This is a genomic window from Nocardia seriolae NBRC 15557 (genome assembly GCF_007990715.1).
In the GTDB taxonomy this organism is placed as follows: Bacteria; Actinomycetota; Actinomycetes; order Mycobacteriales; family Mycobacteriaceae; genus Nocardia; species Nocardia seriolae.
In genome coordinates, this window is record NZ_BJWY01000101.1 from 1 (window position 1) to 20,986 (window position 20,986).

Sequence of the window (20,986 nt, forward strand, 5' to 3'; positions counted from 1 at the left end):
GATCCCGATATTCCGAACTAATTCGCCGAACGCGTTTCGAATAGAAAGAAAGGGCCCGTACCGAATTCGGTACGGGCCCTTTCGAAGGTTCTGTCCGTTACGAGGAGACCGGGGTCGAGCGGACGCCCTGGGCCAGTTCCTCGGTCAGCGTCCGGACCGCGGCGAGGCCCTGCGCGGCGGCGGTCACCAGGGCCGAGCCCACGATGACACCGTCGGCGTAGGAGGCGATTTCGGCCGCCTGCGCGCCATTGCGGACACCCAGGCCGACACCGATCGGAATGTCGGAGTGGGCGCGGATGCGGGCGCACAGTGCCGGGGCCATGGACGAGACCGCGTCACGCGCGCCGGTGACGCCCATGGTCGAGGCCGCGTACACGAAACCTTTGCTGGCTTCCAGGGTCTTGACCAGACGCTCCTCGGTGGAGGACGGCGCGACCAGGAAGATGCGGTCCAGGTTGTGGGTGGAGGACGCCACGAACCAGTCGTCGGCCTCCTCCGGAATCAGGTTGGGCGTGATCAGGCCCAGGCCACCGGCCGCGGCGAGATCGCGGGAGAAGGTGTCGACGCCGTACTGCAGCACCGGGTTCCAGTAGGTCATGACGACGGCCTTGCCGCCCGCCTGGGAGATGGCCTCCACGACCTTGAACACGTCGCGCACCCGCACGCCGCCCGCCAGGGCCTGCTCGGTGGCGTGCTGGATGGTCGGGCCGTCCATTACCGGGTCGGAGTAGGCGACGCCGACTTCGATGATGTCGCAACCGGATTCGACCATGGTGCGGCAGACGTCGATGGAGCCCTGCACATCCGGGTAGCCGGCGGGCAGGTAGCCGATCAGGGCCGCGCGGTTCTCCTCGCGGCAGGCCGCGAAGGTGCTCGCGAGACGGGACTGCTGGCTCACTTGGCTTCCCCCTCGGGCTTGTCGAACAGCCCGAACCACTGGGCAGCCGTGTCCATGTCCTTGTCACCGCGGCCGGACAGGTTCACCACGATGATCTTGCCCTCGCCCAGCTCGCGGCCGAGCTTCAGCGCGCCCGCGACCGCGTGCGCCGACTCGATGGCCGGGATGATGCCCTCGGTGCGGCTGAGCAGCAGCAGCGCGTCCATGGCCTCGGTGTCGGTGATCGGGTAGTACTCGGCCCGGCCGATGTCCTTGAGGTAGGCGTGCTCGGGCCCGACGCCCGGGTAGTCCAAACCGGCGGAGATGGAATGGGATTCGATGGTCTGCCCGTCCTCGTCCTGCAGCAGGTACGAGTACGCGCCCTGGAACGCGCCCGGCGTGCCACCGGTGAAAGTGGCGGCGTGGCGGCCGGTTTCGACGCCGTCACCGGCGGCCTCGTAGCCGATCAGTCGCACGTCCGGATCGTCGATGAAGGCGTGGAAGATGCCGATGGCGTTGGAACCGCCACCGACACAGGCGGTTACCGCGTCGGGCAGCCGGCCGGTGTGGGCCTGGATCTGCTGGCGTGCCTCCATGCCGATGATGCGCTGGAAGTCGCGCACCATGAGCGGGAACGGATGCGGGCCCGCGGCGGTGCCGAAGCAGTAGTAGGTGCGGTCGGCATTGGTGACCCAGTCGCGCAGCGCCTCGTTGATGGCGTCCTTGAGCGTCTGCGAACCCGTTGTCACGCTGATGACTTCGGCCCCGAGCAGGCGCATGCGGGCCACGTTCAACTGCTGGCGCACGGTGTCGACCGCGCCCATGTAGATGACGCACTCGATGCCCAGCAGCGCGCACGCGGTGGCGGTGGCCACGCCGTGCTGGCCCGCGCCGGTCTCGGCGATGACGCGGGTCTTGTTCATGCGCTTGGCCAGCAAGACCTGGCCGAGCACATTGTTGATTTTGTGAGAACCGGTGTGGTTCAGGTCTTCCCGCTTCAGGAAGATGCGCGCGCCACCGGCGTGCTGGGCCAGGTTCTTGCACTCGAACACCGGCGAGGGACGCCCGGTGTAGTCGCGCTGCAAGCGGTCCAGCTCGTCGAGGAAGTTGGGATCCACCCGGCATTTGTCGTATTCGGCGGTGACCTCTTCGATCACGGCCATCAGCGCCTCGGGCACGTGGCGGCCGCCGTACACGCCGAAGTGCCCGCCCAGATCGGGTTCGTGGCTCTTGTTGGTGACGTCGTCGCTGGCCTGCGGCAGGCCGAGAGTGTTCTTCGCGGAGAGCTTTTCGGTCTGAGTCATCGCTACTTTCACCGTCCCCGGCGAACCGGCTTCGGGCAGGATGGGTGAGTTCCGGCGGTCACCAGCTCGGCCACCGCGGCGCGCGGGTCGCCACTGGTCCCCAGGCCCTCGCCGACCAGCACGGCGTCCGCGCCCGCACCGGCGTAGGCCAGCAGGTCCGCGGTGCCGCGGATGCCGGACTCGGCCACCCGGATCACTTCGCTGGGCAGGCCGGGGGCGATGCGCGCGAACACATCCCGATCCACCTCGAGGGTCTTGAGATTGCGGGCGTTCACGCCGATCACGCTGGCGCCGGCCTGCAGGGCGCGGTCGGCCTCCTCCTCGGTGTGCACCTCGACCAGCGCGGTCATGCCGAGCGATTCGGTGCGGTCGAGCAGCGAGGCCAGCACGTCCTGTTCCAGGGCGGCCACGATCAGCAGGATCACGTCCGCGCCGTGGGCGCGGGCCTCGTGAATCTGGTACGGGCCGACGATGAAGTCCTTGCGCAGGATCGGGATGTCGACCGCGGCGCGGACGGCGTCCAGATCGGCCAGCGAACCGCCGAAGCGGCGCTGCTCGGTCAGCACGCTGATGATGCGCGCGCCGCCGTCCTCGTAGGCCCGGGCCAGGTCGGCGGGGTTCGGGATGTCCGCGAGCGCACCCTTGGAGGGGCTGGCCCGCTTCACCTCGGCGATCACGCCGATGCCCTCGGCGTGCAGGGCGGCCTTGGCGTCACGCGGGGATTTGGCCTTCGCGGCGGCCGCCTTCACTGCCTGGAAATCCAGAAGGGCTTCCCGAGCGGCCACATCCGCGCGGACCCCGTCGAGAATCGAGTCGAGTACCGTCATCTGGCTCGAATCCTTTCTGGGGAGACGGACTTGCTGCCTGAGAATCCCCCCAGGCGCTGTCTCACCGATGCTGATAAAGAGTAAATGGCTATGTTCCCGTGCTTGACAGCGGGGCAGGAACCGGCGACGCTGCCGCTCCCCCACCCAGCTCAGTGACGTTGGTCGTGTGATTCCCCACTACCCGGATCATCGTGCGCGGCAGGGTCATTGGTTTCATCATCGGTCGGATCCACCCCCTCGTCGAGGGCATCCCACAGCACCCGGCCCGACATCCGGCCGGTCGCGGCGGTCTGTGATCCGGCTTCCGCATCGCGTTGACCGGCGTGATGTTGGGCAACCTGCGCGGTCGCCGCGGACTTCCGGGCGGCCGGATTGTCGTACTTGCCCGACATGCGCGCGGAGTCCGCGGGCATGCGCACCAGCAGCAGGCCCGCGACGAAGGCCGCGAGCGCCCCCAGCAGCGACAGCCACTCCGGCAGCACCGCGACGTCCACCCCGCCGCCGTGCTCGAAGACGCGCAATTCGGCCAATTGCGCGGCCCGCTCCACGGTATTGCCGCGATGCTGCAACAGCCAGAACGCCGGAACCGCCGCGACCGCCGCCAGCACGGCCACCACCACGCCGACCAACCGCCGCGCCCACCCGCGCGTGGCGAACACCGCCGCGATGGTCGCCAGCAGTACCAGGGCCACCGGCGTGAGCGCCCCGAACCAGGTGCTGCCACTGAGATGAACCGTCCGGCCCACCCCCATGTCCTCGCGGGTGACGTGCAGCGTCACCCAGGTCATGCGCGAAGACGCCCAGAGCAGTCCGGCCGCCACCGCGAGCAATCCGACCGCGGCCAGCGGCCTGCGCCGCCCTTCGCCGGCTCGTCCCCCGGCGGTCCGGTCGTCGTCCTCGGCCGCAGCCATCGCCTCGGCCTCGGCCAGATCGGCCGCTATCGCACGTTCCGCGGTGCTCGCGGCACCGGTCGCACGGGTGGCCCCGTCCGTATCGGCGGCACCGGGATCCGTGGTCACCGCGCTCGGTGGGGCCGCACGGCCAGGATCGGCTTCGGCTCGAGCCACGCTGGGTTCGGAAGCGGCAGCGTCGTTCTGGTCGCCGATCGCCCCGGCGGCGGCCGCGGCGCCCGACTCGGGCACGGCGGCACCGGCTTTCGCGGCGTCCGCCACCGCGGGTTTCGAGTCGGCCTGTGCCGCACCGTCTCCCCGCGTCGCACCACCCGCTGCGGTGCCGGGCTCCGATGCGCGATCGGGTTCCGGGTCGCTCATTGGTCCGCGCCGTTCGGGCGGTAGGCCCGAACGGTTTCCGCGGCGGCGATGGCCTTGAGGACCGCCATGGCCTTGTTGCGCGACTCGGTGTCCTCGTAGTCGGGCTGGGAGTCGGCGACGATGCCCGCGCCCGCCTGGACGTAGGCGGTGCCGTCCTTGAGCAGGGCGGTGCGGATGGCGATGGCGGTGTCGGCGTCACCGGCGAAGTCGAGGTAGCCGACGACGCCCGCGTAGACGCCGCGGCGGGTGGGCTCGAGTTCCTCGATGAGTTCCATGGCGCGGACCTTGGGAGCGCCGGAGAGGGTGCCCGCGGGGAAGCACGCCTGGACGGCGTCGAGGGCGACCTTGCCGGGCTTCAAGCGACCTGAGACCGTGGAGACCAGGTGCATGACGTGCGAGTAGCGCTCGACGTGGCGGTACTCGGTGACCTTCACCGTGCCCGGCTCGCAGACGCGGCCCAGGTCGTTGCGGCCGAGGTCGACGAGCATGAGGTGCTCGGCGTTCTCCTTCTCGTCCGCGAGCAGGTCCTTCTCGAGGAGGATGTCGTCCTCCTCGGTGCTGCCGCGCCAGCGGGTGCCCGCGATCGGGTGGGTGGTGGCGATGCCGTCCTTCACCGTCACCAGCGATTCGGGGCTGGAGCCGACGATCGAGAACGCGGTGCCGCCCGAGCCGTCCGGGATGTGCATGAGGTACATGTACGGGCTCGGGTTGGAGGCCCGCAGCATGCGGTAGAGGTCGATCGGGGTGCCGCTGTAGTCCATTTCGAAGCGCTGCGAGAGCACCACCTGGAACGCCTCGCCCGCCTCGATCTCCTTGACCAGGCGGCGCACGCCCGCGCCGAATTCCTCGGAGGTGCGCTGGCGGCGGAAGTCGGGCTCGGGGCGGTCGAAGACCGAGACGGTGGAGTCGGCCGGGGCGGCCAGGGCCTCGGTCATGCGGTCCAGGCGGGCCACCGCGTCGTCGTAGGCCTCGTCCACGCGCTCGTCGGTGCCGTTCCAGTTGACGGCATTGGCGATGAGGGTGATCGCGCCCTCGTGGTGGTCGAAGGCGGCCAGATCGGTGGCCAGCATCAGGACCATCTCGGGGACCCGCAGGTCGTCGACGGCCAGCACCGGCAGGCGCTCGAGGCGGCGGACGGTGTCGTAGCCGAGGTAGCCGACCAGGCCGCCGGTCAGCGGCGGCAGACCGGGCAGGCGTTCGGTGCGCAGCACCTCGAGCGACTCGTGCAGCGCGGCCAGCGGATCACCGCCCACCGGCGCGTCGGCCGGGGTCTGGCCCAGCCACGCCGCCTGGCCGTCGACGACGGTCAGGGCGCTCGGGCTGCCCGCGCCGATGAACGACCAGCGCGACCAGGAGCGGCCGTTCTCGGCGGATTCCAGCAGGAAGGTGCCGGGCCGGTCAGCGGCCAGTTTGCGGTAGGCCGAGAGCGGAGTCTCGGAGTCCGCCAACACCTTTCGGACCACCGGGACCACCCGGTGATCGGCCGCGAGCGCCCGGAACTTCTCCCGGGAGGTGGTGGTGTCGATAGCCGCGTTCAGAGGCAAACCATGCGCGCCGTGCATTCACCCATCATTCCAGGCCCGCCCGACACGATCTAAATCGCGCTCCCCGCCAAGCCGAGCGGGCACCTGCGGCGAATACCTGAAGCGGTCATCACTACACTCGCGCCGGTCTCCACACGCAGGAGGCCGTCACTGCTCCGGCAGCAAGATGGAGAGGTCGCACGCGGTATCCCCATTTTCGAGAGGAGTTCAACACAGATGTACCCCTCGCAACCGGTAGCGCCGGAGGGTCCACGGCACGCAGCACCGCAGCTGGGCCCGGGCATGATGCCCGGCCAGCCGCCTCGCATGATGAATATGAACACCGGCGGGAAGTACTCCGCCATCGCCTCGTTCGTCACGTATGTGAAGGCCCTGGAAGCGCTGGATCCGCGGAGCTTCCCGGACGAGTACGCCGAGCACACCGACCGCATCCGGGAACTCAAGCCGTTCCTTCGTGCGCACGGCATCCTCGATGTCATGGAGATCAAGAACCCGGAGGTCGCCGCCCTCATCGGCGTGTGATCTCGACACCCCGTGTCGGGGGTGGTTGGGGCTCCGGGGGTTTCACCCCCGGACCCCAAAGCAAACAGATGACCCGCAGGTCGCGCGGGCCGGAACGTCACACCCGAAGCCGCCGCGACCGAAACTCCCGGAACCCCAGGCAAATCCATATACCTCGTGGGCGATGGATTCGGGGTATCGTACGGGGCATGAAGGTTGGGCAGGTTGCGCCGAATTTCGAGCTTCCGGATCAGTCGGGGACCGTGCGTTCGCTCGAGTCGCTGCTGGCGGACGGGCCGGTCGTGTTGTTCTTCTACCCCGCGGCCAACACGCCGGTGTGCACGGCGGAGGCGTGCCACTTCCGGGATCTGGCAACGGAATTCAAGGACGCCGGGGCCACCTGCGTGGGGATCAGCGCGGATTCCGTCGAGGTGCAGGCCGGATTCGCGGAGAAGCAGGGGCTGGGGTATCCGGTGCTGTCGGACGCGGGGGCGAAGGTGGCCGATGCGTTCGGGGTCAAGCGCGGTCTGCTCGGGGCGCTGATTCCGGTGAAGCGGACGACGTTCGTAATCGATCCGGACCGGACCGTGGCCAAGGTCATCGCGAGCGAGGTGCGCGCCAATGTGCACGCCGACGAGGCGCTGAAGTTCCTGCGCTCACGCTGACCCACCGCGTCGGTACTTCGCGTGCCGACAAATCGGACATACGCTGGCTGTATGACTACGCCGACGACCGACCAGTCCGAGCGCACGAGTTCAACCTTCGTCACGTGGCGTAATCGCATCATTGCCGGTGTCATCGCCGCAGTGGTGCTGTGGCTGGCGTATCTCATCCTGGCCGCGTTCATTCCGCGATGGTGGGCGCAGCGCATCGCCGAAATGGTGAGTTCGAGTTTCGCAAAAGGGATCTGGTACGGCCTGATAATGGGCGCGGTGTGCACGGCTGTGCCACTTTTCCTCTTGCTGGTCGCGGGCCTCAGCTGGCGTAAACGGGGCGGTAGGTTTATCGCCGGTGCCGCAGCGGTTCTCGCCCTCATCGTGGCCATCCCGAATTTGATGACGCTGACCGTCGTGCTCGGCGATTCCAATGCCGCACACGCCGGTCAGCGCATTCTCGATGTCGACGGTCCCGGATTCCGCGGGGCCGCCCTGGCGGGGGCGGTCGTGGCCGCGGTGCTGTTCCTGCTGGTGGCATTTCTCTTGGTGCGCAGGCGATTCCGCCGCCATCGTGCCGACAAGCAGCGCACCGAACCGGAAAAGCCTCGCGTGTCGCCCGAAATTCCGTCAAATCCTCCAGAAGTCGGCGCGAACTGATTTATCCCCGCAACACGCGTGATCGATGTCACGTCATTCAGCAACACCGTGACTGACGAGCGAAATCGTGGCAAACTTTGACGTGCGAGTGACTCGTTCGATGCTGTATCGCAGGCTCTCCAACCGGCCGGCGCGAGAAGTCACTTGGCTGCTAAGAGAGGGCGCGCACGGTGACCAAGTGGTTGAATCCTATGGAACAGCGAGCTTGGCGTACCCTTGTCGCGCTCACGACCAGACTGCCCGCCGCGCTGGATACTCAGCTCCAACGTGAGTCCGGGATTACCCATTTCGAATACTTCGTGATGACTCTGCTCTCCGAAGAACCAGGTCACCGGTTGCAACTGAGCGAGCTTGCGCAAAAGGCAAACGCATCGCTATCGCGGCTCTCGCACGTGATCTCCAAACTCGAACGCCTCGGCTGGGCGCAACGCGTCTCCATCAGCGGCCGCCGGGGTGCGCAGGCGGTGCTCACCGACGCCGGATTCCGGAAGGTCACCGAGGCCGCGCCCGGATATCTGGAGTGCGTGCGCGGCCTGGTGTTCGACGGCCTGGACGCCGAGCAGACCGAGGAGTTGCTGGAACTCGGCGAGACGCTGGTGGCCCAGCTCGACAAGGGCATGGCCCGCGGACTCGGCCGCTCGGGGCGGCCGATCTCGCACCTGGAAGTCAATTCCCACGAAACGGGTTAACGCAGCGAATCGCCCTGCGACAGCAGCACATCGGTGTCGAAGCAGGTGTGCGTGCCGGTGTGGCAGGCCGCGCCCTCCTGGTCGACCACCAGCAGCACGGTGTCGCCGTCGCAGTCCAGGCGCACCGCGTGCACGTACTGGGTGTGGCCGGAGGTCTCGCCCTTGACCCAGTACTGCTGCCGCGAGCGCGAATAGTAGGTGCCCTTGCGGGTTTCGAGGGTGCGCGCCAGGGCCTCGTCGTCCATCCAGGCCATCATGAGCACGTCGCCGGTGGACTTCTCCTGCGCGATGGCGGCGAAGAGTCCGTCGGCATTGCGCTTGAGGCGCGCGGCGATGGCGGGGTCGAGAGTGCTCATCGGACGGTGATTCCTTCCGCGCGCATGGCGTCCTTGACCTGACCGATGGTGAGGTCGCCGAAGTGGAAGACGCTGGCGGCCAGCACCGCGTCCGCGCCCGCCTGCACGGCGGGGGCGAAGTCCTCGACCTTGCCCGCGCCACCGGAGGCGATGACCGGCACCGAGACCGCGGCCCGCACGGCCTTGATCATGGGCAGGTCGAAGCCGGCCTTGGTGCCGTCGGCGTCCATGGAGTTGAGCAGGATCTCGCCGACGCCCAATTCGGCTCCGCGCACGGCCCATTCGACCGCGTCGATGCCGGTGCCGCGCTTGCCGCCGTGGGTGGTGACCTCCCAGCCGGACGGCGTGGGGTCCTGTCCCTCGGGCACGGTGCGGGCGTCCACCGACAGCACGATGCACTGCGAGCCGAAGCGCTCCGACATCTCGCGCAGCACCTCGGGCCGGGCGATGGCGGCGGTGTTGACCGACACCTTGTCCGCGCCCGCGCGCAGCAGCCGGTCCACGTCCTCGACGGTGCGCACGCCGCCGCCGACGGTGAGCGGGATGAAGATCTGCTCGGCGGTGCGGGTCACCACGTCGATCATCGTGCCGCGGTCGCCGGTGGAGGCGGTGACGTCGAGGAAGGTCAGCTCGTCCGCGCCCTGAGCGTCGTAGGCGGCCGCCAGTTCCACGGGATCGCCCGCGTCCCTGAGGTTCTCGAAGTTGACGCCCTTGACCACCCGGCCCGCGTCCACGTCCAGGCAGGGGATCACTCGCACTGCCAAACTCATTGCTCTACCTCTCCTCGGACCCGATCGGCGGTGTCGGCGATCAGGTCCAGTAGTTCCTCGTGCACGCCGGGCGCGGCGGCCAGCACCGAACCGGATTCGATGGTCCAGTCCCGGCCCAGCAGGTCGGTGACCACGCCGCCCGCGGCCCGGACCAGGGCCACGCCCGCGGCGTTGTCCCAGGGATGATGTCCGAACACCACGGCCCCGCCCAGAATTCCCGAGGCGGTGTAGGCCAGGTCGATGCCGGTGGAGCCGTACATGCGCTGGCGTCCCGACAGCCGCGACAGCGCGCCCAGCAGATTGAAGCGGAAGATGCCCGGAATCCGGCCCGCCCCATCGAGATTGAAGCTGCCGAAGCCGATCATCGCCCCGGCCAGCTTGACCGGAGCCAAGGGCGGCAACGGTTTTCCGTTCAGCAGCAGCGGACCGCCCTGGATCGCCGAGTAGCGCTGACCCAGCACGGGCAGCCAGGTCAGGCCGATGACCGGGACGCCGTCGCGCACCAGCGCCAGCAGCATGCCGCACATCGGGCTGCCGGCCGAATAGTTGAAGGTCCCGTCGATGGGATCGAGCACCCAGGCGGTGCCCGAGGTCAGCTGCGGGCCGCCGAATTCCTCACCGTGCACCGGGATTCCGGTGCGCTCGCTCAGCCGCCGCGAGACGGTGCGTTCCAACTCCAGGTCGAGTTCGGTGGCGAAGTCGTTGCGCCCCTTCTCGACCGCGCTCGGCGCTCCGATGCCCTCCACGAAACGCGGTGCGGCGGAGTCGAGCACATCACTGGCGATGCTCAGCAGCTCGGCGAGGTCGGCCATCAGCGCTAGCGGACCGCGTCGAGGGCTTCGGGCAGCGTGAACCGCCCCGCGTACAGGGCCTTGCCGATGATCGCGCCCTCCACGCCCTCTTCGACGAGGGTGGCGATGGCGCGCAGGTCGTCGAGGACGGAGATGCCGCCGGACGCGATGACCGGAGCCTCACAGGCATTGGCGACGTGGCTCAGCAGCTCCAGATTCGGCCCGGTCAGGGTGCCGTCCTTGGAGACGTCGGTGACCACGTAGCGCGAGCAGCCGTCGCGCTCGAGCCGCTCGAGCACCTCCCACAGGTCCCCGCCGTCGGTGACCCAGCCGCGCCCGCGCAGCCGCCACTCGCCGTCGATGAGCTTCACATCCAGCCCGACCGCGATCTTGTCGCCGTATTCGCCGATGGCCCGGGCGCACCACTCCGGGTTCTCGATGGCCGCGGTCCCGATATTGACCCGCGCGCACCCGGTGGCCAGCGCCGCCTTCAACGACGCGTCGTCCCGGATCCCGCCCGACAGCTCGACCTTCACATCGAGTTCCCCGATGACCCCGGCCAGCAGTTCGTAATTGGAGCCCTTGCCGAACGCGGCGTCGAGATCGACCAGATGCACCCATTCCGCCCCGGCATGTTGCCAAGCCAGCGCGGCGTCGCGCGGCGAACCGTACCCGGTTTCACTGCCCGCCTCCCCCTGCACGAGGCGCACGGCCTCACCATTGGCGACATCGACGGCGGGTAGCAGCACAAGACTCACGCAAGCATCTTATTGGTTACCCTTCGCTCCCCCGCCCTCGGCCTCATTCGGGCAATTCGCCATTCCCGTACCGGTAGGGCCGAATCGGTGGCCGGAGTCGGTCGGCGGGCGCATGCTGTGCGGGATGGGGCGGCCCCGGCTCGACGACGATCGAAAGGACACCAGTGTTCCGGAAACCGTGTCTCGTACTGACGGCGCTCGGCGCGGTCGCCCTGCTCGCGGGTTGCGGCAGTGCGGGCACGCCCGTGGCGCAATCCACCACGGCCACGGCCACACGGTCGAGCGCTCCGGGAACAACCACGCAATCCCCGGCCGGGACCACCGCCCCGGCCGCGGGCACGGGTGCGGAGTGCAAGCCGGATCCGGCGGTGATCAGGAACGCGGCCGCGACCCTGGCACCCGTGGACGGCACAGGGCACCAGCCGTGGAAGTGGGCTCTGCCCGCGGTGGGCGCGAATCCCACGATCAATGGAATCTGCTCCGGTTTGTCGGCCGCCCTGATCACCGTCGAGGGCGCGACGGGCAGTTCCCCGATGCAGGTCCTGCTGTTCCACCGCGGCGGGTACATCGGGACCGCGGAACCCACCTGGAACGCCTTCATCTCCCCGGATCCGACCCACGCCACCGATGACAGCGTGGGTTTGCGCTACAAGATCCCCGGTAGCTGCAACGCCTGCCCGGACGCCACCTACTACTGCGTTCAATACCGTTGGGACGGAGCGAAAGTCGTCGCGACAGGGAGGCCGCCGCGGATCACCGGCGCGACGACCGAGCCCGGCTCCACCCGGTGCTGAGGCGGTTCAGCCCTCGCGCGCGTGGGATTCGAGGACGCGGTTCAGGGTCAGGACGAAATTGGCGCGTTCGGCGGGGGTGAAGCCCGGGAGCAGTTCGCGTTGGGCGGCTTCGAGGCGGTCGTCGAGGTCGGCCAGGTGGGCGCGACCGGCGGGGGTGAGGGTCAAGGTGTTGCGGCGGCGGTCGGCGGGGTCGGGGGTGCGGCGCAGCAGGCCACGATCGGAGAGGTCGTTGACTGCGGCGACGATGTCGCTGCGGTCGATGCCGGTGCGGCGCCCCGCCTCGGCCTGGCTGAGCGGGCCCTGCTCGTCGAGGGTGGCCAGCAGGGCGTAGTGGTAGCGGCGGGATCCGGTGGGCTCCAAGGCCTTTTCGGTGCAGCGGTTGGCCAGGATCGCCACCTGGCCGATGAGCCGCGTAGGGAGGGCGCGCAGCCGACCAGAGGCCCCTTCAGGCGCGGTGTCCATGAAGGAAATCTATCAACACTCGTTGGGCGCACCCACAATCGACACCGCCACCCGCAACTTCGAACGTCTGACAGGACGTGAGATCGGACGTACCATCGTCCGTATGGCTACGAAACTGACCGTGCTGCTGCCGGATGAGGTCGCGGTTCGCCTGAAGCGGGTGGCCGGCGAGGGCAAACAGAGCGAGTACATCGCGCGGGCCGTGCGGCAGCGCATCCTCGAGGACGATCTACGCAAGCTCGCCGCGTTCGAAGCCGAACGCGGCGGACCGGACCTGTCGTTCGTCGAGGAAGGGACGTTGATTCAGTACGATGAGTGAGCCTGCCGCACAAGGAGAAATCTGGACGGTACGAACCGTATCGGGGCAAGAGTTCTCGGTGGTTGTCGCGGATTCCGACACCGTAGCCCGCCTGCGACCGGTATTGCTCTGCGCGAGAGTCCGCCCGGCACGCGAAGTCCCTTCGTCGCTGGAATTGCTCACGGTCAAGCTTCCAGACGATGAAGTTATCGCTGTCCATGAGATGACACCCCTGCCCAAGACAAATTTCGTCACGCTGCGGGGTCGATTGTCCGAACCGCTCCTCGAAGAGTTGAAGGTCGCGCTGCGAGCGCGATTCGACCTATAGCTCACAACCGCAGAGGCGAAACCCCCGCTCTGGGCGGGGGTTTCGTCGTTCGAGGGTCAGATCGAGTCGATCCAGTTACGCAGGAGCTGGGCACCCGCGTCGCCGGACTTCTCCGGGTGGAACTGAGTAGCGCTCAAAGGTCCGTTTTCGACCGCGGCCAGGAAGGGGACGCCATGCTCGGCCCAGGTGAGTTTGGCTGGGGCGATCTGGCTGCCGCTGTCAGGCTCCCAGGCCCAATGTTGGGCGGCGTAGGAGTGGACGAAGTAGAAGCGGGTGTCGGCGTCCATGTCTGCGAAGAGGACGCTGTCCTCGGGGGCCTTCACCGTGTTCCAGCCCATGTGCGGCAGGATCGGGGCGTTCAGGCGTTCGACGGTGCCGGGCCATTCGGCGCAGCCCTCGGTTTCGACGCCGAATTCGACGCCGCGTTCGAAGAGCATCTGCATGCCGACGCAGATGCCCAGGACCGGGCGGCCGCCGGAGAGGCGCTTGCCGATGATGCGGTCGCCGCGCACCGACAGCAGGCCGGACATGCAGGCGGCGTAGGCGCCGACGCCCGGAACCACGAGACCGTCCGCGTTCAAGGCGATTTGGGGGTCGGCGGTGATGGTGACGTCGGCACCCGTGCGGGCCAGGGCGCGGCTGGCCGAGTGCAGGTTGCCGGAGCCGTAGTCCAGCAGGGCGATCTTCTTGGTCACAGCGAGCCCTTCGTGGACGGAACGCCGGTGACGCGCGGGTCGTATTCGACGGCGGCGCGCAGAGCCCGTGCGACGGCCTTGTATTCGGCCTCGGTGATGTGGTGCTGGTCGCGGCCGTAGAGCACGCGCACGTGCAGGGCGATGCGGGCGTTGAGCGCGATGGACTCGAAGACGTGGCGGTTGATCACGGTCGAGTACGAGGCGGTGGGCGCGACGCTCGGCATGATGGTGTGCAGCATGTGATCCGGCTCGCCGGTGTGCACGCAGTACGGCCGCCCGGACACGTCGACGACCGCGTGGGCGAGGGTCTCGTCCATGGGGATGAAGCAGTCGCCGAAGCGGCGGATGCCCTTCTTGTCGCCGAGAGCCTGGCCGAGGGCCTGGCCGATGACGATGGCGGTGTCCTCGACGGTGTGGTGGGCCTCGATCTCGATGTCGCCCTTGGCCTGGACGGTGAGGTCGAAGCTGCCGTGCTGGCCGAAGGCGGTCAGCACGTGGTCGTAGAACGGGACGCCGGTGGAGATGTCGGTCTTGCCGGAGCCGTCCAGGTTGAGCTCCACCACGATGCTGGATTCGCGGGTGGTGCGCTCGACCCGGGCAATGCGATCGGCGGGACGGTCGGTGGTCATCGGGCGATCAGCTCCTCGGACGCCAGTTTCGCGCTGACGCGCAGGAATTCGTCGTTCTCGGCGGCCAGGCCGATGGTGGTGCGCAGGTAGCCGGGGAGGCCGACATCGCGGATGAGCACGCCCTCGTCGAGGTAGTGCTGCCAGGCGCGCGGCGCGTCGGCGAAGCGGCCGAACAGCACGAAGTTGGCGTCGGACGGGATGACGTCGTAGCCGAGCTCGGCCAGCGCGGCCATGACGCGATCGCGCTGGGAGGCCAATTCGTGGACGCTGCCCAGAGTTTCGTCGGCGTGGCGCAGGGCCGCCCGCGCCGCGGCCTGGGTGACCACGGACAGGTGATACGGCAGGCGCACCAGCAGCATGGCGTCGATGACCGCGGGCGCGGCCACCAGGTAGCCGAGGCGGCCGCCCGCGAAGGCGAACGCCTTGGACATGGTGCGGCTGACCACCAGCTTGGCCGGGTACTTGTCGATCAGGCTGATCGCACTGGGCGCGGAGGAGAACTCGCCGTACGCCTCGTCGACCACCACGATGCCGGGCGCGGCCTCGAGGATGCGCTCCAGGTCCGCGATCGGAATGCTGTGGCCCGTCGGGTTATTGGGGCTGGTCACGAAGACGACGTCGGGCCGCTTCTCCCCGACCGACATGACCGCGTAGTCGATGTCGAGGGAGAAGTCGCCATTGCGCTTGGCCTCGATCCACTCGGTGTCGATGCCCTCGGAGATGATCGGGTGCATCGAGTAGGAGGGCACGAAACCCAGTGCGCTGCGGCCGGGTCCGCCGAAGGCCTGCAGCAGCTGCTGGAGGATCTCGTTGGAGCCGTTGGCGGCCCACACATTGGCCACGTCCACCACGACGCCGGTCTGCCGGGTCAGGTAGGCGGCCAGATCGGTGCGCAGTTCGACCGCGTCACGATCCGGGTAGCGGTGCAGATCGGCGGCCGCGGCGCGCACGGACTCGGCGACGTCGTCGACCAGCGCCTTGCTCGGCGGGTGCGGGTTCTCGTTGGTGTTGAGCTGCACGGGCACGGTCAATTGCGGTGCGCCGTAAGGGCTCTTGCCACGCAGGTTGTCCCGCAGCGGCAGATCGTCGAGCGAGATATTGGATCCGGGGACGATCACAAAGCCTTCTTTCAGGCCGGCCTGAGGGCTCACCGCAGCTCTCCGAATCGCGCCTGCACGGCCTGGCCGTGCGCGGGCAGGTCCTCGGCATTGGCCAGGGCGACAACGTGTCCGGAGACATCCTTCAGCGCCGCCTCGGAGTACTCGACGACGTGAATGCCGCGCAGGAAGGTCTGCACGCTCAAACCCGAAGAGTGCCGGGCACATCCGGCGGTCGGCAGCACGTGGTTGGAGCCCGCGCAGTAGTCGCCGAGCGAAACCGGCGACCACGCGCCGACGAAAACCGCACCGGCGGAACGCACCTGGGCGGCCACGCCCGCGGCGTCGGCGGTCTGGATCTCCAGGTGCTCGGCCGCGTAGGCGTTGACCACGCGCAGGCCCTGGGCGATGTCGTCGACCAGGACGGTGCCGGACTGCTTGCCGGACAAGGCCGCCGCGACCCGATCGTGGTGCTTGACCACGGCCATCTGCGCGGTCAGCGCGGCATCCACCGCGTCGGCGAGCTCGACACTGTCGGTCACCAGCACGCTGGCGGCCAGCACATCGTGCTCGGCCTGCGAGATGAGGTCGGCGGCCACGTGCACCGCATCGGCGGTGGCGTCGGCCAGGATGGCGATCTCGGTGGGCCCGGCCTCGGCGTCGATGCCGACCAGCCCGCGGCACAGCCGCTTGGCGGCGGTCACGTAGAGATTGCCCGGGCCGGTGATCATGACGACCGGTTCCCGTTGCGCGCCATCGGTATCGGTGCCGCCGTAGGACAGCAGCGCCACGGCCTGCGCACCGCCGACCGCCCACACCTCATCGACGCCGAGCAGCTTGGCCGCGGCCAGGATGGTCGGGTGCGGCAGGCCGCCGAACTGCGCCTGCGGCGGGGAGGCGACGACCAGCGAGTCCACGCCCGCGGCCTGCGCCGGAACCACATTCATGACCACCGAGGACGGGTAGACGGCATTGCCGCCGGGCACGTACAGCCCGACCCGCTCGACCGGGAGCCACCGCTCGGTCACCGTGCCGCCGGGCACCACCTGGGTGGTCTTGTCGGTGCGGCGCTGATCGTTGTGCACCTTGCGGGTGCGCTCGATGGCGACCTCGAGGGCGGTGCGCACGGCCGGGTCCAGCTCGGCGAGAGCCTTGTCCAGTTCGGCGGCGGGCACGCGCACCGAGGCGGGCTGCACGCCGTCGAACTTCTCGCTGAATTCCTGCGCCGCCTCGACGCCCCGATCGCGGATCGCCTCCACGACCGGTCGCACATGATGCAGCACCGAGTCCACGTCGACGCCCCCGCGCGGCAGAGCCGCGCGCAGTTCGGCAGCAGTGGGAGTACGTCCGCGCAAATCGACGCGGGCGAGCTCGATGCGGCTTGTCATAGCGCTGTGCAGTCCTTGTCTGTGCTGATTCGGTGGGTTCGCGGCGCGGCCGAAACCGCTCGCGACCAGCTACCAGCCTATCGGGTCGCCGCCAGCGCTTTACTTCGCGGCCGAGGTCGCGCGCTCGATTGCCGCGCGTAAGCCGTCGGGGGTGAGGTTTTCCAGGACGGTATCGCCGACTTTCACGACCGGAACATGGGTCAGACCGGCGTCGATGGCGTTCTGGCTGTGCGAGGCGACGAAGCCTGCGTAGCAGCCGGAGTGGATGCAGTCGGCGATATCGGAACCGGTGACTCCGGCGGCGGCGATCTGGACGAGCCGGTCGTCGGAGAGGCCGGGACCGTTCTCGGCGGGCTGGTCCTCGAACAGTCGCCTGCTGAATTCGAGCCAGGAGCGACGATGACGATGACCGCGCCCACGGAAACCGGGTTGATGATGCCGCGCTTCCCGGTCGCCCCGGCGACTTTTCGGCCGCCGCGATTCATGGTTAGCCATGATATTGCTGGTTTCAGACGGTGCCCTTGGTGCGTTCCTGCCCGTAGCGCGTGGCGATCAGGTGCTGCTGCGCGAAGGTCCACGCGTTCTGGGTGACGAAGTAGAGCAGGATGGCGACCGGCATGACCGGAGCGAACAGCAGGACTCCGGCCGGAAACACCCACAGCGACAGCTTGTTCATCATGCGGGCCTGCGATCCGGCCGCGCCCTCGGCAGGCTGGGGCTGGCGTGCGATGGCGGCGCGGGCGGTGAAGTGGGTCGCCAACGCCGCGATGATCATGAGCGGGATCGCCACGGCCGCAACGGCCGTGACCGACGCGCCCGCGCCCGAGAGGGTGGCCGACAGGTGCGCGCCGAACAGTCTGGCGTCCAGGAAGGACTGCACCTGGCCGGCACCGAAGACGTAGTTCTCGGTGTGACCCGCCTGGAAGGACCGCAGTACGTGGTAGAGGCCGACGAAGACCAGGGTCTGGCCGATGATGGGCAGGAATCCGGTCAGCACATTGACCCCGGATTCCTTCTGCAACTCCTGCAGGGCCAGGGCCTGCTTCTCACGGTCGCCCGCGTGCTTGCGTTTGATCTCCGCGACCTGCGGCTGCATCTCGGCCAGGGCGCGGGAGAACTTCAATTGCGCGATGAACGGGCGAATCAGCAGGGCCCGCAGGGTCATGACCAGGAAGACGATGGCCAGCACCCAGGCCGGGCCGCTGCCCGCACCGAGGATCGACGCGAAGGCGGTGTGCCACAGCCACAGTACGGCGGACACGGGGTAGTAGATGAAATCGAGCATGGGGAGTACCTCGCTGCGCGGCGCCCGGGCGGATGCCGCGGGCGAAGGGAATCGGCGATCGCGAAGAGCCCGGCAGCGCACCCGGCCGCAAGGGCGGGTGAACGCGGTCAGGCCGCGAGGACTCCCGGTGCGCGCGGGCGCGGGCGGCCCGCCGCGTCGGGATTGCTCTGACGCAGGAACACGCCCCGGCGACGCCGACCGGCCGATTCCGCCGGACCGCTGGTCGCCACGGCGACGAGCAGCGGGCCCCGCGCCGACAGCAGGGCCGCGATGACCGCGACCAGCGCGACGGCACCGAGCACGAGCAGCGAATCGGGTGTGGCCGCAGCCAGATACAGCACGGCCCACGCGGAGACCACGAGCGCGCCCAGGGGCAGCGCCGCCGATCGAATCCGCGTGAGCATGCGCCCGACATTACCCAAGATCGCGGGCCCGGGCATCCTGTGTTTCCCGCCACCCTCGCGCCCGGACCCGATCGTGCCCCCGCGGATTCGCCGCGGGGGCATGAGGATCGGTGTCGCGAACGGCTATTCGGCGACCAGCCGGCGGATGACCATGGGCTCGGCCACGATCTCGTCCAGCACCGCGGCGATCCGCCGGAAGTGGTCGGTCGCGAAGTGCTGCTCCAGCGCGTCCGCGTCCTTCCATTCCTCGACCACGACCATGTGGGCCGGATCGTTCGGATTGGCGAAGGGCTGGTAGCTGACGCAGCCGGGTTCGGCCAGCGACGGTTCGATCATGGCTTCCAGCGCGGTCCGCAGCCGGTCTTCGGCTCCGGCGACACCGTGGATCTCGGCGACGACGTGCAGGGTCATGGTCTGCTCCTCGAAATGGTCTGTGGTTCTGCGTTATTCGGATTGTGCCTGGTCTCAGCGCCCGATCGGGCCCTCGCCCGCGCCGGTGGTGCGCAGGGCCGCGGCAATGGCGTCCAGGTCGGCGGGGGTCAATTCCAGTGTGGCGCCGCCGATCCAGCCGTCGACCTGTTCGGGCCGCCGGGCGCCCGCGATGGCCCCGGTGACGCCGGGCCAGGTCAGGGTCCAGGCGATGGCGACCGCGGCGACGGCGGTGCCGTGTGCCGCGGCGATCGGGCGCAGCGCCTCCACCAGCGCCAGATTGCCGTCGAGTTCGGTGGTGAACTCCGGGAATCCCTTGCGCCAGTCGTCATCCGGCAGGTTCGCGACGCGCTCGGCGGAGAAGGCTCCGGTGAGCAGGCCGGAGTGCTGGGGCTGATAGATGATGCCGCCGGTGTGATGCGCGGCGGCCCAGGCCAATTCCTCCGCGGCCTGCCGTTTGATCAGCGAGAACTGCGGCTGGATGGCGTCGACGTGGGCAATCGACTCCGCGATCTCCAATTGCGGCACATCGTGATTGGACAGCCCGATGGCGCGCACCTTGCCCGCCCGCACCAGGTCGGCCATGGTCTGCCAGTACTCCTCGAGCGGGGTGGCGACCGCGGGTTCGACGCCGTCCGGGTCCGAGAATTCCAGGTAGGCACCGGTGTCGGGCCAGTGCACCTGGTAGAGGTCGATGCGCTCGATATTCAGCCGCCGCAGCGAGTCCTCGACCTCGCGGCGCACGCTGTCGGCGGCCATGAGGCGCTTGGGCGCGGCGGTTCGGTCGTTCTCGTCCCAGACCAGTCCGGCCTTGGTGAACACGAACGGGCGGTCCGCGTCCGAGAGTCCGGCGATGGCCTTACCGACCACTTCCTCGGAGTGGCCGAGCCCGTAGACGGCGGCGGTGTCGATCCAGTTCACGCCCGACTCGAGGGCGTGGCGGATGGTGGCGACGGAATCGGCGTCGTCCTGGGCGCCCCAGGCGTAGCGCCAGCCCGCGCCGCCGAGCGCCCACGCACCGAATCCGATTCGGCTCAGGTGCATGTCGGTGGTGCCGAGGCGGCGGGTTGGAAGGGAGGTCATGGTGTGCTCCTGATGTCTTGTTCGCCGTCGTGTGCGGCGCTGAGCACTACTTTTGTCCGGCGCAACCCGGCTGAACAGTGCGCGGTTTGCCTGGGCACCGGATGACCAGGATGGTTTTCGCGGCGAGCTTGTTTACTTGTGTCATGACTTTGGACCGTCGCGCCGAACTCGGCGAATTCCTGCGCTCCCGCCGCGCCCGACTCGGCCCGCACGAGGTGGGCCTGGTCGATCACGGTGCGCGCCGCCGGGTTCCGGGCCTGCGCCGCGAGGAGCTGGCGCTGCTGGCCGGGGTGACATGTTGGTTAAGCACTACCACCGCAAGCGTCGGGCGTGTGCTGGTCCCGGACGCGGTTCGGCCCCCGTTTTACGGGGGCCGATCCGGTGTCTACGCGGGACATCTCTAGAGGTCAGAGGTCAAATTCTCCGGACTTGACGCCCAGGATGAACGCTTGCCATTCGGCAGCGGTGTACTCATGCGCGGGCTTGCTTCGGTCCTTGGTGTCGCGTAGCGCCGGTATGGGTGCCGGGCCAAGGATTCGGCGAAGCGGCCGTGTGGGTGCGGGCGGGTGTTCCGGGACGCGGGCGCGTTGGAGATGTTCGTGGCTCAGCAGGTGATCGCCGAGTACGAGAAGCCGGAGATCCTCGCGCGGCTCGATCGCGGCAACGACAACGCCGGGCGCATCGCGGAACTGCAACAGCGCATCGAGACCACGACGGGGAATCTGGACGCAGAGGCCGATCGCCGCACCGAGGCCCTGTCCGGTGCGCCCGACGCCGACGATTTGCGGGTGATCGACCGCACCATAGCGGGGTTGAAATCGAACCTGAAAGCGCTTCGGGCCGAACAGGATTCGTTGCGGAGTGCGGCGGCGTTGGCGGTGTTGGCCGATATCGGTTCGACGCCGGGTGAGTTGCGCAAGGCGTGGGATAAGAAAGGGTCGCGGTCGCGGCACGAGGCCACGGCCCGGCTAGTGGAAAAGGTCATCGTGAAACCGGCGCGGGTGTATGCGGCCAAGTGGGAGGACCAGAACGGCAAGGTGTGGCGGTTCGATAAGGACTCGGTGGACATCGTGTGGCGGGAGCTGTAGGGCGT

Annotated in this window: 28 protein-coding genes and 1 pseudogene; 9 read left to right on the forward strand and 20 right to left on the reverse strand. The window is 68.7% G+C overall.

Going from position 1 to position 20,986, the window contains the following annotated elements; all coding sequences use genetic code 11:
- Nucleotides 1-97: 97 nt before the first annotated feature.
- From trpA to NS2_RS25920, 5 genes are all read right to left on the reverse strand, one after another.
- Nucleotides 98-898 carry a tryptophan synthase subunit alpha gene (gene trpA / locus NS2_RS25900; protein ID WP_033090001.1) on the reverse strand — a complete coding sequence of 267 codons (801 nt, stop codon included), beginning with the start codon at nt 896-898 and terminating at the stop codon, nt 98-100.
- On the reverse strand, nt 895-2,181 hold the full coding sequence (gene trpB / locus NS2_RS25905; protein WP_033090000.1) for a tryptophan synthase subunit beta: 1,287 nt from the start codon (nt 2,179-2,181) through the stop codon (nt 895-897). Before trpB ends, trpA begins: the two co-directional genes overlap by 4 nt.
- Before the next feature lie 8 nt (nt 2,182-2,189).
- Entirely contained in the window at nt 2,190-3,008 is an 819-nt protein-coding gene (gene trpC, locus NS2_RS25910) for an indole-3-glycerol phosphate synthase TrpC (RefSeq protein ID WP_033089999.1), read from the reverse strand.
- A 149-nt stretch (nt 3,009-3,157) separates the two neighbouring features.
- Nucleotides 3,158-4,279 carry a TIGR02234 family membrane protein gene (locus NS2_RS25915; protein ID WP_230464295.1) on the reverse strand — a complete coding sequence of 374 codons (1,122 nt, stop codon included), beginning with the start codon at nt 4,277-4,279 and terminating at the stop codon, nt 3,158-3,160.
- Complete coding sequence (locus NS2_RS25920) at nt 4,276-5,841, reverse strand: anthranilate synthase component I (RefSeq protein ID WP_033089998.1); 1,566 nt, start codon at nt 5,839-5,841, stop codon at nt 4,276-4,278. The genes NS2_RS25915 and NS2_RS25920 overlap by 4 nt, the downstream gene beginning before the upstream one ends.
- A 198-nt stretch (nt 5,842-6,039) precedes the next feature.
- Between NS2_RS25920 and NS2_RS25925 the strand changes: the two genes are divergently transcribed.
- From NS2_RS25925 to NS2_RS25940, 4 genes are all read left to right on the forward strand, one after another.
- Nucleotides 6,040-6,345 carry a hypothetical protein gene (locus NS2_RS25925; protein ID WP_033089997.1) on the forward strand — a complete coding sequence of 102 codons (306 nt, stop codon included), beginning with the start codon at nt 6,040-6,042 and terminating at the stop codon, nt 6,343-6,345.
- A gap of 188 nt (nt 6,346-6,533) precedes the next feature.
- Nucleotides 6,534-6,989, forward strand: coding sequence for a peroxiredoxin (locus tag NS2_RS25930; RefSeq protein WP_033089996.1), 456 nt, complete (start codon nt 6,534-6,536; stop codon nt 6,987-6,989).
- Between the two features lie 51 nt (nt 6,990-7,040).
- Nucleotides 7,041-7,637 carry a hypothetical protein gene (locus tag NS2_RS25935; protein ID WP_045438921.1) on the forward strand — a complete coding sequence of 199 codons (597 nt, stop codon included), beginning with the start codon at nt 7,041-7,043 and terminating at the stop codon, nt 7,635-7,637.
- A 191-nt stretch (nt 7,638-7,828) separates the two neighbouring features.
- Nucleotides 7,829-8,326, forward strand: coding sequence for a MarR family winged helix-turn-helix transcriptional regulator (locus tag NS2_RS25940; protein WP_045438919.1), 498 nt, complete (start codon nt 7,829-7,831; stop codon nt 8,324-8,326).
- Here the strand turns inward: NS2_RS25940 and hisI are convergent.
- From hisI to priA, 4 genes are read right to left on the reverse strand one after another with little or no spacing between them, the layout of a single operon-like run.
- Nucleotides 8,323-8,682 (reverse strand): phosphoribosyl-AMP cyclohydrolase, encoded by a 360-nt coding sequence (hisI, locus tag NS2_RS25945; protein WP_033089995.1) that lies wholly within the window; start codon nt 8,680-8,682, stop codon nt 8,323-8,325. The two genes, NS2_RS25940 and hisI, sit on opposite strands and share 4 nt — an antisense overlap.
- A complete protein-coding gene (gene hisF, locus NS2_RS25950) occupies nt 8,679-9,452 on the reverse strand; it encodes an imidazole glycerol phosphate synthase subunit HisF (protein WP_033089994.1) in 774 nt (257 codons plus the stop codon). The genes hisI and hisF overlap by 4 nt, the downstream gene beginning before the upstream one ends.
- Nucleotides 9,449-10,264, reverse strand: coding sequence for an inositol monophosphatase family protein (locus tag NS2_RS25955; RefSeq protein ID WP_033089993.1), 816 nt, complete (start codon nt 10,262-10,264; stop codon nt 9,449-9,451). Before NS2_RS25955 ends, hisF begins: the two co-directional genes overlap by 4 nt.
- A 5-nt stretch (nt 10,265-10,269) precedes the next feature.
- Nucleotides 10,270-11,001, reverse strand: coding sequence for a bifunctional 1-(5-phosphoribosyl)-5-((5-phosphoribosylamino)methylideneamino)imidazole-4-carboxamide isomerase/phosphoribosylanthranilate isomerase PriA (priA, locus tag NS2_RS25960; RefSeq protein WP_033089992.1), 732 nt, complete (start codon nt 10,999-11,001; stop codon nt 10,270-10,272).
- Nucleotides 11,002-11,165: 164 nt separating this feature from the next.
- Between priA and NS2_RS25965 the strand changes: the two genes are divergently transcribed.
- Nucleotides 11,166-11,795, forward strand: a complete 630-nt coding sequence (locus NS2_RS25965) for an LppP/LprE family lipoprotein (RefSeq protein WP_052486742.1) — start codon at nt 11,166-11,168, stop codon at nt 11,793-11,795.
- Between the two features lie 6 nt (nt 11,796-11,801).
- On the opposite strand, the gene NS2_RS25970 is transcribed toward NS2_RS25965, so the two are convergent.
- Nucleotides 11,802-12,257 (reverse strand): MarR family winged helix-turn-helix transcriptional regulator, encoded by a 456-nt coding sequence (locus tag NS2_RS25970; RefSeq protein WP_033089991.1) that lies wholly within the window; start codon nt 12,255-12,257, stop codon nt 11,802-11,804.
- Here NS2_RS25970 and NS2_RS25975 point away from each other — a divergent pair.
- Together NS2_RS25975 and NS2_RS25980 are read left to right on the forward strand one after the other, a co-directional pair.
- Entirely contained in the window at nt 12,256-12,576 is a 321-nt protein-coding gene (locus NS2_RS25975; protein WP_033089990.1) for a hypothetical protein, read from the forward strand. The genes NS2_RS25970 and NS2_RS25975 overlap by 2 nt on opposite strands.
- Nucleotides 12,569-12,883, forward strand: coding sequence for a ubiquitin family protein (locus NS2_RS25980; RefSeq protein ID WP_143161372.1), 315 nt, complete (start codon nt 12,569-12,571; stop codon nt 12,881-12,883). Before NS2_RS25975 ends, NS2_RS25980 begins: the two co-directional genes overlap by 8 nt.
- 56 nt (nt 12,884-12,939) lie before the next feature.
- Here the strand turns inward: NS2_RS25980 and hisH are convergent, their stop codons facing one another.
- The 9 genes from hisH to NS2_RS26025 form a co-directional block, all read right to left on the reverse strand.
- On the reverse strand, nt 12,940-13,578 hold the full coding sequence (hisH, locus tag NS2_RS25985) for an imidazole glycerol phosphate synthase subunit HisH (protein WP_033089989.1): 639 nt from the start codon (nt 13,576-13,578) through the stop codon (nt 12,940-12,942).
- Entirely contained in the window at nt 13,575-14,207 is a 633-nt protein-coding gene (gene hisB / locus NS2_RS25990) for an imidazoleglycerol-phosphate dehydratase HisB (RefSeq protein WP_036547693.1), read from the reverse strand. The genes hisH and hisB overlap by 4 nt, the downstream gene beginning before the upstream one ends.
- Nucleotides 14,204-15,325, reverse strand: a complete 1,122-nt coding sequence (locus tag NS2_RS25995; RefSeq protein WP_033090005.1) for a histidinol-phosphate transaminase — start codon at nt 15,323-15,325, stop codon at nt 14,204-14,206. Before NS2_RS25995 ends, hisB begins: the two co-directional genes overlap by 4 nt.
- Nucleotides 15,326-15,354: 29 nt before the next feature.
- Nucleotides 15,355-16,692: a histidinol dehydrogenase gene (hisD, locus tag NS2_RS26000; RefSeq protein ID WP_036547696.1), complete on the reverse strand. Its 1,338-nt coding sequence runs from the start codon at nt 16,690-16,692 to the stop codon at nt 15,355-15,357.
- A gap of 99 nt (nt 16,693-16,791) precedes the next feature.
- Nucleotides 16,792-17,187: a DsbA family protein gene (locus tag NS2_RS26005; protein ID WP_052086828.1), complete on the reverse strand. Its 396-nt coding sequence runs from the start codon at nt 17,185-17,187 to the stop codon at nt 16,792-16,794.
- Between the two features lie 13 nt (nt 17,188-17,200).
- Nucleotides 17,201-17,977, reverse strand: a complete 777-nt coding sequence (yidC, locus tag NS2_RS26010) for a membrane protein insertase YidC (protein ID WP_033089986.1) — start codon at nt 17,975-17,977, stop codon at nt 17,201-17,203.
- 107 nt (nt 17,978-18,084) lie between these two features.
- On the reverse strand, nt 18,085-18,381 hold the full coding sequence (locus tag NS2_RS26015; RefSeq protein ID WP_033089985.1) for a DUF6412 domain-containing protein: 297 nt from the start codon (nt 18,379-18,381) through the stop codon (nt 18,085-18,087).
- Between the two features lie 123 nt (nt 18,382-18,504).
- A complete protein-coding gene (locus tag NS2_RS26020; protein WP_033089984.1) occupies nt 18,505-18,792 on the reverse strand; it encodes a putative quinol monooxygenase in 288 nt (95 codons plus the stop codon).
- Nucleotides 18,793-18,846: 54 nt separating this feature from the next.
- Nucleotides 18,847-19,893, reverse strand: coding sequence for an aldo/keto reductase (locus NS2_RS26025; RefSeq protein WP_033089983.1), 1,047 nt, complete (start codon nt 19,891-19,893; stop codon nt 18,847-18,849).
- Between the two features lie 143 nt (nt 19,894-20,036).
- Here NS2_RS26025 and NS2_RS26030 point away from each other — a divergent pair.
- A pseudogene (locus tag NS2_RS26030) lies at nt 20,037-20,189 on the forward strand (transcriptional regulator); the annotation flags it as partial.
- Nucleotides 20,190-20,300: 111 nt separating this feature from the next.
- Here the strand turns inward: NS2_RS26030 and NS2_RS38520 are convergent.
- The gene (locus NS2_RS38520; RefSeq protein ID WP_353526761.1) at nt 20,301-20,549 is read right to left on the reverse strand and encodes a DUF397 domain-containing protein; all 249 of its coding nucleotides are present in this window, start codon (nt 20,547-20,549) and stop codon (nt 20,301-20,303) included.
- Between NS2_RS38520 and NS2_RS37850 the strand changes: the two genes are divergently transcribed.
- Nucleotides 20,460-20,981 carry a hypothetical protein gene (locus NS2_RS37850; RefSeq protein WP_033089981.1) on the forward strand — a complete coding sequence of 174 codons (522 nt, stop codon included), beginning with the start codon at nt 20,460-20,462 and terminating at the stop codon, nt 20,979-20,981. The two genes, NS2_RS38520 and NS2_RS37850, sit on opposite strands and share 90 nt — an antisense overlap.
- The last annotated feature ends 5 nt before the right edge of the window (nt 20,982-20,986 follow it).

Excerpts from the sequence above, each read along its gene's own strand:
- hisD (WP_036547696.1), bottom strand. The coding sequence starts at position 16,692 with ATGACAAGCCGCATCGAGCTCGCCCGCGTCGATTTGCGCGGACGTACT.
- NS2_RS25970 (WP_033089991.1), bottom strand. The coding sequence starts at position 12,257 with ATGGACACCGCGCCTGAAGGGGCCTCTGGTCGGCTGCGCGCCCTCCCT.
- NS2_RS25955 (WP_033089993.1), bottom strand. The coding sequence starts at position 10,264 with ATGGCCGACCTCGCCGAGCTGCTGAGCATCGCCAGTGATGTGCTCGAC.
- NS2_RS26005 (WP_052086828.1), bottom strand. The coding sequence starts at position 17,187 with ATGGCTAACCATGAATCGCGGCGGCCGAAAAGTCGCCGGGGCGACCGG.
- NS2_RS25920 (WP_033089998.1), bottom strand. The coding sequence starts at position 5,841 with ATGCACGGCGCGCATGGTTTGCCTCTGAACGCGGCTATCGACACCACC.
- NS2_RS25940 (WP_045438919.1), top strand. The coding sequence starts at position 7,829 with ATGGAACAGCGAGCTTGGCGTACCCTTGTCGCGCTCACGACCAGACTG.
- trpC (WP_033089999.1), bottom strand. The coding sequence starts at position 3,008 with ATGACGGTACTCGACTCGATTCTCGACGGGGTCCGCGCGGATGTGGCC.
- hisF (WP_033089994.1), bottom strand. The coding sequence starts at position 9,452 with ATGAGTTTGGCAGTGCGAGTGATCCCCTGCCTGGACGTGGACGCGGGC.
- NS2_RS26015 (WP_033089985.1), bottom strand. The coding sequence starts at position 18,381 with ATGCTCACGCGGATTCGATCGGCGGCGCTGCCCCTGGGCGCGCTCGTG.
- NS2_RS25915 (WP_230464295.1), bottom strand. The coding sequence starts at position 4,279 with ATGAGCGACCCGGAACCCGATCGCGCATCGGAGCCCGGCACCGCAGCG.
- hisI (WP_033089995.1), bottom strand. The coding sequence starts at position 8,682 with ATGAGCACTCTCGACCCCGCCATCGCCGCGCGCCTCAAGCGCAATGCC.
- NS2_RS25935 (WP_045438921.1), top strand. The coding sequence starts at position 7,041 with ATGACTACGCCGACGACCGACCAGTCCGAGCGCACGAGTTCAACCTTC.
- NS2_RS25930 (WP_033089996.1), top strand. The coding sequence starts at position 6,534 with ATGAAGGTTGGGCAGGTTGCGCCGAATTTCGAGCTTCCGGATCAGTCG.
- NS2_RS25980 (WP_143161372.1), top strand. The coding sequence starts at position 12,569 with ATGAGTGAGCCTGCCGCACAAGGAGAAATCTGGACGGTACGAACCGTA.
- yidC (WP_033089986.1), bottom strand. The coding sequence starts at position 17,977 with ATGCTCGATTTCATCTACTACCCCGTGTCCGCCGTACTGTGGCTGTGG.
- NS2_RS26025 (WP_033089983.1), bottom strand. The coding sequence starts at position 19,893 with ATGACCTCCCTTCCAACCCGCCGCCTCGGCACCACCGACATGCACCTG.
- NS2_RS25925 (WP_033089997.1), top strand. The coding sequence starts at position 6,040 with ATGTACCCCTCGCAACCGGTAGCGCCGGAGGGTCCACGGCACGCAGCA.
- hisB (WP_036547693.1), bottom strand. The coding sequence starts at position 14,207 with ATGACCACCGACCGTCCCGCCGATCGCATTGCCCGGGTCGAGCGCACC.
- trpB (WP_033090000.1), bottom strand. The coding sequence starts at position 2,181 with ATGACTCAGACCGAAAAGCTCTCCGCGAAGAACACTCTCGGCCTGCCG.
- NS2_RS25975 (WP_033089990.1), top strand. The coding sequence starts at position 12,256 with ATGAAGGAAATCTATCAACACTCGTTGGGCGCACCCACAATCGACACC.
- NS2_RS26020 (WP_033089984.1), bottom strand. The coding sequence starts at position 18,792 with ATGACCCTGCACGTCGTCGCCGAGATCCACGGTGTCGCCGGAGCCGAA.